Here is a 9,470-nt window from a genome sequence, read left to right on the forward strand (position 1 = left end):
ACTTCGTGTCGGGCAGACCCCGTGACCGCCAGCGGGCACTTCTCGTGGCCGCTACCGGGCAGCTATATGGCCGCCTCCGGGCAGTTTCTCGAGACCGCTTTCAATGCCGGATCGTGCTCTCCGTGCTCTCCGTGCACTGACTTTCGTTGGAATATCAACGCTTTCTGCGGAGAGCAGATCGCTGGCCGCTGCTCTCCGCCTGCTCTCCTGCTCTCCGTCGGGCCCGGCCGCACTGCAGGAGGTTGCCGTGGCGGCCGGGTTGTGGCCGGAGTCGGACGAGCCAGTCGCTCACCACCCGCCCCTGCTCGTTCCACCCCTGACCTAGCTGTTGTGCGCGGCAGCGCGCCCCCGAAAGCACTCGGCCGCCAGGCCGAGCTGCCCGCCGGCGCATCGACCAGCGCCACCGCCGGTCAGACCCGGCCAGTACCGTCGGTGACTCCACGAGCTGCCCGGGAGCCCCGCAATGTCCCAGCCCGACCACGACCCTGATGCTGCGCCCCGACCGCAGCGCGACCTGCCCCGCGCCGCCCAGGACTTCGCCGCGGTGCTGGCCGACCTGCGGCCGGAGCACTGGCCGCCCTCCCCGGCCGACCTGCGCGACATCGCGGCCATCTGCGCACTGGTCATCGCTGAGCTCGATACGTGGGAGACCAAGACCGAGGGTCAGGACGTCGTCGACGTCCACTGGGGCCCGATCACCACGGCCGAGGCTCGCCGGATCCTTGCCCGGACGGTCACCGTGGCCGACGACGGCGTCGCCGTGACCCTGGTGCCCGAGGCAGAGCGTGGCGTCTACGTCGAGCTGCGGGGCCGGGTCGAGGACGGGCACCACGTCCGCGAGCCCGAGCTGGTGCTGGCCTGGACCGTCGACGACGAGGAGCACCTGCACCACGTCGCCCTCAAGTCGAAAGGCCCACAGTGGTACATGCTCGCCCAGCTGCGGGACGACCTGCTCGAGGACCGGCTCGGCCCCCGCTGACCTGACCCGCGCCGGCAGTGGCTGCCGTGCCTCGCGCCGGCACGGCGATACGGTGAGGCTGTGCCTGACGACGACTCCATCGACCCCGCCGACCTGCCCTCGGAGTCGAAGCTACTCAAGGACGCCTACCGCGCCTCCGGCTTGACCGTGGCCGAGCTGGCCGATGCCACGGGCCTGAGCGCGGGCACACTGCACGTCGCGATGCGCGGCTTCCGGTACCGCGACGGCCAGCCCCGGGTGGCCGTGCCCCCGGACGCGACCCTGGTCAAGCTGGCGTCGATCCTGCGGGTCTCCTCGGCCGACCTGCGTGCCCACGGCCGCGACCGCGCCGCCGACCTGCTCGACGAGGTCGGTTCCGATCAGCCCGCGCCCGTCTTCGAGCGCGACCTCGAGGCCCAGGCCGCGGCCGCCGGCCGCGCCGCACTGGCGCGCCAGGTGCTGGCCGCGTTCTCCACTGAAGACCTGCGCGCCGAGCTCGCTCGGCGTGAGTCAGCGGACGGCTGACCACCTGGTCAGTGCGGGCTGTCCTCGAGCCACGTGACGACGTCTTCAAGCTGAGCGCGAATGATCTCCCACGGCTGGTTGAGATCGAGGGTGCGTGCACCGATGCGGTTGCCCTGGATGACGACGTCGAGGTCGGGCTGCACGGGTGCGTCGGTGCGCGCGTAAAGCAGCAGTCCGCTCACGGAGCCGTCCCGGCGGATGTCTGCGTTCTTCGCATACGCCAGCACCTGGTAGATGTTCGCCGAGTGCACGGTCGACTTGCCCCATGGACTGACCTGCATCGTCTGGGCGTAGTACTTCGCATCGATGATGAGAGAGCGCTGACCCGACCGGAGTGTGACGTCGGTGCGCATCGCGGGGAGCTGTTCAACGCCGTGGGCGGTGGTGTCGTCGTAGTCCCATGGCACCCCTGGCGCAGCCGGTGACAGCTCCGGGTGGTGGAAGACGTAGTACTCGCGCAGGAACCGCTCGTACAACCGACTCATTTGCTCGTCCGACACCCATGACGCGAGCTGCGTGCTACCGGAGTCCTCGGTGGGCAGGAGCCCGCGGACGACCAGTTCGCAGACACCGAGCAGAAGCCGGTAGGTGGCGTTGGAGCGGTGGTAGGTGAGTGCGTCCCAACGGATCGACGTTGGCGCGACCAGAGTGACGGCATCCAAGTAGGGCAGGAGCCGGCGCAGGGCCGCCTTTCGTTGTGCATCGACGTCGCCGTGCCGGATCAGCAGGACGATGACCGACTTCAGCGCCCGGTTGTGCGGCGTGTCCGCCTCGTACTCGTCGAACTCGCACACGAGCCGCCCTCGGGTCGTGGAACGTGTGGCGACGGTGCGCGAGGTGTTGATGCGGCCGCGGACCGTCGCGAGCTCGTCGCGACGGTCGAGGTAGTCGCGGTGTAGGCCGCGCTTGACCTGTGTGCCGACACCCCGCACCAGGATCTCCGCGAGCAGGTCGTGGAGGTGGTCGAACCGCTCCGCCTCGATCCGATCCCTGCCTTCGGACCGAATCGCCCGGCACGCGTACGCCAACATCACGTACACGTTCGAGATGGCGATCGACCGGTCGATCATGCGACCGCGGCCCTCAGCCTGCCGGCCCACTCCTCTGCCTTGGCCGGCTCGTCGAACCAGTACTCGTCGAGGAGCGGAATGAGCTCGTCCTCGACCACCGAGTAGAGCCAGGCGTCGTCTGCGTCGGTGCCGGCTGGGCGGGACAGGAAGCTGTGACCGATGGCGAAGCCTCGGCCGAGCGCGGGGTCATCCGCGATCACCGCATTGAGTTCGACGACAGCATCGACGAGGCGATCGAGGGTCGGGCTGCCGGCTTCCTGCTGCCAGCGACCGAACCCGGCCGAGTCGAAGCCCGGGGGCATCTCGAAGAACCCGAACCGTCGGCGCAGCGCGTAGTCGAGCACCGCGAGGCTGCGGTCGGCGGTGTTCATCATGCCGATGATGTGGACGTTGGCAGGGACGGAGAACGACTCGTTCTTGTAGAGCAGGCGCAGGTCGTGACCGCGCTTGTCGGCCTCGATCAGCATGAGCAGCTCGCCGAAGATTTTCGAGATGTTGCCGCGGTTGATCTCATCGATGATGAAGAAATGCGGCCGGTCGCTATCGTCGGCGCGGGCGGCCTCGCAGAACCGGTAGAACGGGCCTTCGGCAAGCGTGAATCCGCCTGTCTCGGTGGGCCGGTAGCCCATCATGAAGTCCTCGTAGCTGTAGCTCTGGTGGAACTGGACCACCTGGACCCGCGCGGGGTCCTTCGCGCCCATGACCGAGTAGGCCAGACGCTTCGCGGCGTACGTCTTCCCGACACCGGGCGGGCCGGCGAGGATGACGTTCTTCTTGCGTGCCAGAAGGGCGCGAAGCCGCTCGTAGCGCTCGTCCGAGAGGTAGACCTCCTTGAGGAACGAAGCCTTGTCGTAGGCCGGGGGAGGCGTCGGTGTCTCCGGCAGCAAGGGCTCATCCTCGCCGGTGACGAGCGTCTCGAGGCTCTCGACGTAGTCGCGGTAGGTCGTGATGTCGGTCAGCGTCTTGGTCGCCGCGTCACCTGGGTGCTCCCACGGCCCCGTGTGGGTCCACCGCACCGAGCGGACATGTCGGTAGGAGTCGCGCTCGGGCTCGAAGCGCGCTTCGGAGGTCACCTCACCGCGGCCGACGATCTCGCGTCGCCCGCGCTTGGCGAAGACGATGTCGCCGACCGCCATGTCGTTCTGGAACTGCCAGATCGCGAGGACGTCGTTCTTCATCGACCCGCCGGTGCCCTCTGGATCGAGGGCCTGGCGGACGGCCTCCCGGTTCGGGTAGGTGGCGAGGTCATCGAGCTCGTCCCATCCGATCGCCATGATGCTGCTGGAGGAGAACTCCTCCCATTCCGAGGCCTGCGGGCCGGGGGAGTACAGCCAGTAGTGCCGTGGCCGGGGCTCGGTCTCATCCGTGGCCCCGTCGTCGGGGTCACTCTCGTCCAGCGACGCGTCCCAGAGCTCGTTGACGCCTGGCGACCAGAAGTGGAAGGGACCCTCGACCTCGTGGGCCAGGGCCGCGCGGATCTTGAGGAGGTCGCGGTCCATTGAAGCCGGGTCGTCGCCGGTCGAACCGCCCACCCGGTCGGCGAGCCCGTCTCGCACCTTCGCCTTCATGCTGGCCGACGAGATCGGCTCGAACACGTCCGGCCAAGAGAGGAACTGCAGCACATTGCGGATGTCGGAGCGGTCGTCGCCGGAGGTGAGCATCACGCGCTGCAGCTCCCACGGGTCGCTTCGCGCCTTCTCGCGTTCAGCCGGAGTCAGGCCATTCCAGTGCCGCACGAAGGTCGAGGCCCAGATGACGTGTCGCCACAGCGCGCCGTTGTACCAGGATCCCGGCTCCAACCCGGCGGTCCCTGACGGTCGTGCGAGCCAGGCGGACATCGGCTCGGGGATGGTGGCGGGGGAGTCGAGGTGCGCGAGGACGCGGTCGAGGTGTGTCCGGCGGGTCTCGGGCTTGGCCGACCGGAGCGAGTGCTCCCGCAGGAACACGAGCTCGGCCGCCAAGAGCACTACTTCACGGGATGCCCCCTCGAGCTGCTGGTCGAGCTTGTCCCACTGGCCCTGACCAGTCCCGATGATCGGGTTGTCCCCGATCCTCGCCCGGAGATCCTCAGCTGCCTCAGCCGTCCAGATCGTCGTCGCAGGATCGATCATCGACTGGCCGTCGCCGAGCATGTGCGCGATCACCTCGCCGGCCTCGCGCGCGATCGTCATGTCGGCTGCCGGCCGCGATGCGGCGACCGCGGCGGGCACGTCCTGAGCTTCGTTAGTCACGGATGCATTCTTGCCCTACATGGGCTCCGTCGGCCGCGGCAGCGTGGCCGAGGATGTCGGTGCGACTGGCTAAGTGCCGACGCTGATACCGCATCAGCCCCGAGCTTTCCGCCCCTACTTGCTTTCAAGGGGATTGTCGACGATGACAGCCCGGATCCGCCGGGCCTGGGCGGTGAGGTGTTCCGCAAGGTCATCCCAAGTTAGGTGTGGCGGTGCGTCCAGAGGCAGCCACGCATGCGTCGCGTGATCGTCCTCGGACACGGGTCGCAGTACGACACGGGCCGCCAGCGGCGAGGCCATCAACCGGGCGAGGACGGTCTCGAAGCCGCCCGTTTCTGCGTGGACGCGGAGCCAGAAGGGCGTCGTCTCGACCCAGTCGAACACGTTCGTGAGACCTATCGCGACGTGCGTGTCGTCGTCTGGTTCGCCGATCCAGACATATGCGGCCCGGACGAATCCCGGCGACGAGCGGTACGGGAATGCCCGGCTCCGAGTCGTGAGCTTCTTGACGACCCGTTTGGCGACGTACGCCAGCTCATCATCGCGTCCGTCCCATCCCGACGGTCCGGCCGCCACGTCGACGGCGACCTCAGCGACGGAGCCGGGCTCGCGACGCGACACCTGCAGTGCCTCGAGGAACTCGTGGATCGCCGAGGGGTCGTCCGGAAGCACCTCCGCGTCGGCGGCGAACAGCTGGATGCCGGGGAACCGGTTGAGCGCCTCGTCGAGCAGGCGGGCCGTACGGCCGGTCACCAACGCCTTGAACTGGGCCATTGCCCTCTCGACGTTCTCTGGATTGTCGTCGAGCAGCTCGTCGACCTCGATGAACTGACGAACTTCCTCGTCGGTGATGGACCATCGCTCACGTGGCCATACCGCTCCTGCGGCGTCCGCGTCGGCCACCTTGCCGAGCAGGATCGGGAACTTGACTCTGGGTGGTTTGTCCTGCAGCGACCTGTTCGTCGATGCGTCGAGTGCCCAGACGTTGCCGGCGGTGTTCACCAACCACCGGTCCGGGTGGTGCTTGCGCCGGCCTGCTCCCTGCGCCCACATCCGCCTGGCCTGGGCCGACGGGAACACGTGGTCCCAGTCGACGACGTCCTCGGACTGGTAGGGGATCCGCTGTGCCAGGCACGTCAGGATTCGTCCGTTCTGGTCCGCGACGGCTTGCCGGTCGGCTGCACTCAAACCGCGGACCACCTGTCGTCGGTTCTGCAGCCCGGAGCCGGCCCGGGACACCGCGAGGATCTGGTCCGTCGGAAAGGGCAGCCCCTGGGCTCCGGCGGCGAGGGCCTCGAGGAAAGCCAAACGGTGGAACCGATCGCCAAGCACCGCCCGGTACCGGAAGATCGTCGCTCCGAGCAGGTACGCGTCGATGCTGGCTCGGTTGTCGGCGAAGCTGTCGTCGTCCCGGTCCGATCCGGCAGCCCACGCGAGGACGTCGTCCCAGAGCTCGGGTGTCACCAGGTTGAGGACGAAGCCGAGCTGCGAGTGCGCCGAGTACCAGGAACTGAACGCAGCGATGCGTCGAAGGGCTGCAGAGTTCTGTGCAGTCAGGTCCTGCATGGCGAGCCGAAGTGGTTCACCCGACTTGCCGGTCAGTCGCTCGACGTTCAGCGGCAGGAGATCCCCCTGGCCGATCGCACGGCTGGCGAGGCGCGAGACGAAGCGGAGTGGGTCGAACCGGCGATGCAGGAACGGGGTGGCCCGGGCCACTCTGGCGAGACGTTCCTCGGCCTCGGTCCAGAACGTCTTGACGGCAGCGAAGTACACGTCGGAGCCGGCCACCTGCACGCCGCCCAGGTTGATCCGGGTGAATACCTCCAGCACGTCGAGCGGTGACTCCACCTCCGCCTTCAGCACCGGGACAGAGGGTCTCGACCAGGCGTGGGCCAGCGCGTTCAGCCGGTCCGCAGCCTGCGCCGCAGCTACGTCGGTGAGCTGAGCGGTGAACTCCGGGTCGAGGGTGCGCAACGCACCTTCGACGTTGGCCGCGTCGAAGCGGACCGAGGGTGTGAGCGCGGACTCGGCCCAGGCGGACCACCCTGAGAGGTCCACGTGCAGGTGGCGGTCCGGAAGAGGGTCGTCCGGCGACTCGCGCCACGCGATGTGGCGCAGGGTCTGCTCCTTGGAGTGACGCTTGTGCGTGGCTCCGGGTGGATTGCGCCGCATCGTCATGTGTAGGTAGAAGCGGCCGTAGCGTCCTTTGTCCGTCAGCATCGACACGAGCGCGTTGATCCGCTGCTGACCGTCCAGGAGCTGCCAACCGGTGGCGTCTGCGTCCTCCACGACCCGCTCGCCGTCGTGGCTGCGGATCACGCGGGAAGCCTGCTTGACCCGGCACAGCAGGATCGAGCCGATGGGGTAGCCCGCGAGCAGGGAGTCGAGCAGGTGCCGCATGCGGACGTGATCCCACACCTCGTCGCGCTGTACGAGAGCCAGGTTCCAACTGCCTGGCCCGTTGCCCTCGCGCCGCCGCAGCAGGTCGCGGACCGACTCCGACCCAGCCGGAGTGGTCGCGTCATCGAACGTTGCTGGGCGGTTCACTGGCCCTCCAACTTCCCGGTTTGATCCGCTTGGCGAACACTACTGTCGCCCACGACCATTGGTGGGCCCGCAAGGGTGGGTGGGATGTCGCTGTTGGGCTACTGACCGGCATCCCGGCCGACGGTCTCGATCCTGATCCCTGCGTACCTGTCGGCGTCCAGCCGGGATGACGCTCCCGCCCCGACGGGGGCGATCGTGATCGTGAGCCCGACCATGTCGCCGAGGGCGCGCAGCACCCGCTTCTTCGTCACGACGTCGGCTCGCTTCCAGGCCGCGCCGGCACCCGTGCCGGTGAACTCGCGTAGGCCGTCGACGGGCAGCGCCTGGCGCAGCCGCGCCTTCTCCGACTCGAGCTCGGGTCGCAGCAGTGCCGTACCCCGCTCGTACTGTGCGTCGGTGATCTTGTCGCCGACCCACTGATCCGTCAACAACGCCAGCTTCGCCTCGATGGCTTCGAACCGTGCCTGCGCAGCGACCACGGCCGCAGGGTCACCCCCGAAGGCCTCGACCCCTTCGCGCTCGAGGAACGCCACGACCGTCGCCTCCACGAGCTCGTCGACGGCGTCCATCCGCCGCGTGACCGCGTGGCACCCCGCGTGCGGGCACTTGTAGGTCTCTGGGTACATACGAACCTTGTCGGGGGAGCGGGTCCCGTCCTTGCGGACGTACGTGCCCTTGATCGTGTATTCATAGCTCGTCGTGCCGACCAGGTATCGCCCGCAGGCACCGCACAGGGCGATCGACGTCAGGAGGTACTTCGCTTCTGTTGACCGGCTCTTTCGCCGGGTCGGGTCGGTGAGCAGCGCCAGCACGCGTTCGTGAGTATCGCGGTCGATGATTGCGGGCCACGCAGCTTCGTACAGCGACTCCTTGCCGACGAACCGGCCCTTCTCGTATCTCTGGTGCTTCCGGTACCCCGCGTGGGTCCAGCGCATCAGCATCCGCCGAAGTGTCTGCGTGTGCCACTGACCGCCGGTGGTCGTGGCGATCCCGCGCTGGTTGAAGTCCTTCGTGATCGACCACAGGGCCTCTCCGTCGAGCACCCGGCTTACGGCCTCCCGGATGGCCTCGGCCTCGGGCTCGCAGATCACCAGCTCCTGGCGTGACCCGGTCAGGATGCGGCCGTGGTCGTCGGTGGCGAAGTCGTACCCGAAAGGCCTCGGGCCGTTGTATCGGCCGGACTGCGCGCGCTGCAGCGTCTCGCTCCGCAAGCGGGCCTGGATCTGCTCGATCTCGAAGGCCGACACCGCAGTTCGTACTCGTGTCGTGAGCTTCCCCTGCGGGGTGATCAGGTCGAGGTCACCGTTGTGCGACTTGAGCTGCAGACCCATCGCCTTGGCGTACTCGAAGAGTTCCTCCGCCTCGGACGGCGTCCGGGTCACTCGGTCGAGATCCCATCCGATGATCGCCTCGATCTGCCGCGTGGCCGCCATGCCCAGCATCCGCTGGTACTTGGGCCGGAGCGCGCCGTCGCTCGCCTTCTGATCGTTCTCCACGATGGTCTCGACGATTTCCCAGCCCAGGCGCTCGGCCAGCGCCAGACAGTCCTTCCGCTGCCGGTCGACCCCGAGGCCCTTCTTCTCGGAGTCCTTGGAGATGCGGACATATATCGCAGCCTTCATGGCTCCATTTTAGAGGAGAAAGTAGTCAACGCGGGAGCCAACGCGCGTCTTCGTGGCGCGCAACGGTATCGCCGAGCTGACGCCGACGATCCTGACCACGGCGGGAGTCCGTGATCTGGTCGAGAAGATGCTGCGCACCTCCGGCCGGCGCGTCGATCTCTCATCGCCTTTCGTCGATGCCGTTCTCGTGGACGGCTCCAGGCTCCACGTGGTGATTCCCGACATCACGCGGGAGCACTGGGTCGTCAACATCCGCAAGTTCGTCGCCAAGGCCGACCACCTCGACGACCTGGTGCGTTTGGGAACGATTACTCCGCAGGCCAGCCGGTTCCTGGAAGCCGCCGTCGTCTCCGGTCTCAATATTCTCGTCGCCGGCGGCACCCAGGCGGGCAAGACAACCCTGCTGAACTGTCTTACATGCTGGTATGGCTGCGCGAGGGTCGTGACCCTTGATCTGACTGGTGCCCTGCTGGGTTGCCGATGGACTGATCCGTCCGGCCCTCGCGTAGTAGCGGCA

At 67.8% G+C, this 9,470-nt stretch carries 6 protein-coding genes and 1 pseudogene; 3 read left to right on the forward strand and 4 right to left on the reverse strand.

The window, feature by feature from the left end; translation table 11 throughout:
• Positions 1–463: 463 nt before the first annotated feature.
• Both ABD209_RS15895 and ABD209_RS15900 read left to right on the forward strand, forming a co-directional pair.
• Complete coding sequence (locus ABD209_RS15895) at positions 464–979, forward strand: hypothetical protein (protein ID WP_344067957.1); 516 nt, start codon at positions 464–466, stop codon at positions 977–979.
• Between the two features lie 60 nt (positions 980–1,039).
• A complete protein-coding gene (locus ABD209_RS15900) occupies positions 1,040–1,483 on the forward strand; it encodes a helix-turn-helix domain-containing protein (RefSeq protein ID WP_344067959.1) in 444 nt (147 codons plus the stop codon).
• A gap of 8 nt (positions 1,484–1,491) precedes the next feature.
• On the opposite strand, the gene mcrC is transcribed toward ABD209_RS15900, so the two are convergent.
• The 4 genes from mcrC to ABD209_RS15920 form a co-directional block, all read right to left on the reverse strand.
• Positions 1,492–2,553, reverse strand: a complete 1,062-nt coding sequence (mcrC, locus tag ABD209_RS15905; RefSeq protein WP_344067961.1) for a 5-methylcytosine-specific restriction endonuclease system specificity protein McrC — start codon at positions 2,551–2,553, stop codon at positions 1,492–1,494.
• Positions 2,550–4,784 (reverse strand): McrB family protein, encoded by a 2,235-nt coding sequence (locus tag ABD209_RS15910; protein WP_344067963.1) that lies wholly within the window; start codon positions 4,782–4,784, stop codon positions 2,550–2,552. The genes mcrC and ABD209_RS15910 overlap by 4 nt, the downstream gene beginning before the upstream one ends.
• Before the next feature lie 114 nt (positions 4,785–4,898).
• Positions 4,899–7,331: a GmrSD restriction endonuclease domain-containing protein gene (locus tag ABD209_RS15915; protein WP_344067965.1), complete on the reverse strand. Its 2,433-nt coding sequence runs from the start codon at positions 7,329–7,331 to the stop codon at positions 4,899–4,901.
• A 98-nt stretch (positions 7,332–7,429) separates the two neighbouring features.
• Entirely contained in the window at positions 7,430–8,953 is a 1,524-nt protein-coding gene (locus ABD209_RS15920; RefSeq protein WP_344067967.1) for a recombinase family protein, read from the reverse strand.
• Between the two features lie 34 nt (positions 8,954–8,987).
• On the opposite strand from ABD209_RS15920, the pseudogene ABD209_RS15925 reads away from it, so the two are divergent.
• Positions 8,988–9,368: pseudogene (locus ABD209_RS15925) on the forward strand (ATPase, T2SS/T4P/T4SS family); the annotation flags it as partial.
• Positions 9,369–9,470: the final 102 nt, after the last annotated feature.

The sequence above is a fragment of the Nostocoides vanveenii genome (assembly GCF_039531165.1).
Lineage (GTDB): Bacteria > Actinomycetota > Actinomycetes > Actinomycetales > Dermatophilaceae > Nostocoides_A > Nostocoides_A vanveenii.